The sequence below is a fragment of the Leisingera sp. F5 genome, assembly GCF_001593695.1.
In genome coordinates this window covers 1-1,214 of record NZ_LUKH01001172.1, presented here as the reverse complement: position 1 = coordinate 1,214, position 1,214 = coordinate 1, and the positions used below count along the sequence as shown (strand labels likewise).

The following is a 1,214-nucleotide window of genomic DNA, read 5'->3' as shown; positions in this document are numbered from 1 at the left end:
GTGCTGGTGTCGTGCTTGGATGGCGATTTCTTTCGGCAAAGGACGTCCAGGCTGGACGCGTGGTCGAGCTTTTCGACTTGGCAATTCCGCTTGGATCAACGTTTTACCTTGTCTATCCGGAGGCGCATTCTCGGAGACCGAATATTGTAGCTCTTCGTGACTGGATATTGGGAGAACTTAAGGTCCCCTAAAAGGAAAGTGTGGGATGGAGCAAATCCAAATTTCCCCTTTGCTGCGAATGGCTGGAATGTAGGCTACGACTGCAGTTTCGCGAGTACGTAGCAAGTGGCCACTATCTGCCCGACCTGCATGAGTACCCGTCACGGCTGGAAGATAGGACGGAAGTTCGGTTTGGGCTGTCCGCCGCCATTCACACCTAGCGCGGCAGATGGATGGAACGAGCCCACTCCGGCCATTTGTCATGGCAACGGCCTTCGCTGGAGCAGCATGACAAACCGGCCCTTTTCAGCCATTCGTCACAACCCGCCGCCGCACTGCAGCGGTCGCCAGAGCGGCCATTGGCAACCGGGTGCCGCATTTCATCCCAAGCAATGCCTCCGGGACCGAGCTGACATTCGCTGCAAGTGCAGCCAGGGCAACCTCGAGTGTCGGCTTACGGGACTTTTCAGACTTTCGCTGCGAGTTCCCAAATGACTGCTATTTGCACATTGCGTCCGAGATGGAACGTGTCTTCTGCGGAAGGCGACCGTCGCAGATGACAGGTCGTCGATGTCTCGGTCAGATAACGCTCCGCTTAATTTTACTTCAGTGGCGTCAGGTGACTTCGAACAACGCTGCGGCCCCCATGCCTCCGCCGACACACATGGACGTAACCACGTATTTTTCGCCACGACGCTTGCCCTCAAGCAAAGCATGCCCGACTTGTCTCGCGCCTGTCATGCCGTAGGGGTGGCCAATCGATATAGCACCGCCGTTCACGTTGTAGAGCTCGGGATCAATGCCAAGATGGTCGCGGCAATAGAGCGCCTGGCAAGCGAATGCCTCGTTCAACTCCCAAAGCCCGATGTCATCGATACCGAGGCCTGCATTCTTTAGCAATTTCGGTATGGCATGGATTGGGCCGATCCCCATCTCTTCCGGTGTATTGCCTGCGACTGCCATGCCGCGATAGATGCCAAGGGGAAATTTGGATTTGCTCCATCCCACACTTTCCTTTTAGGGGACCTTAAGTTCTCCCAATATCCAGTCACGAA

2 pseudogenes are annotated in these 1,214 nt (G+C 55.6%); one reads left to right on the top strand and one right to left on the bottom strand.

From position 1 onward, the window contains the following. A pseudogene (locus tag A2I95_RS39870) lies at positions 1 to 191 on the top strand (transcriptional regulator); the annotation flags it as partial. Between the two features lie 583 nt (positions 192 to 774). Here the strand turns inward: A2I95_RS39870 and A2I95_RS39865 are convergent. Then, positions 775 to 1,143: pseudogene (locus A2I95_RS39865) on the bottom strand (acetyl-CoA C-acyltransferase); the annotation flags it as partial. Between the last annotated feature and the right edge of the window lie 71 nt (positions 1,144 to 1,214).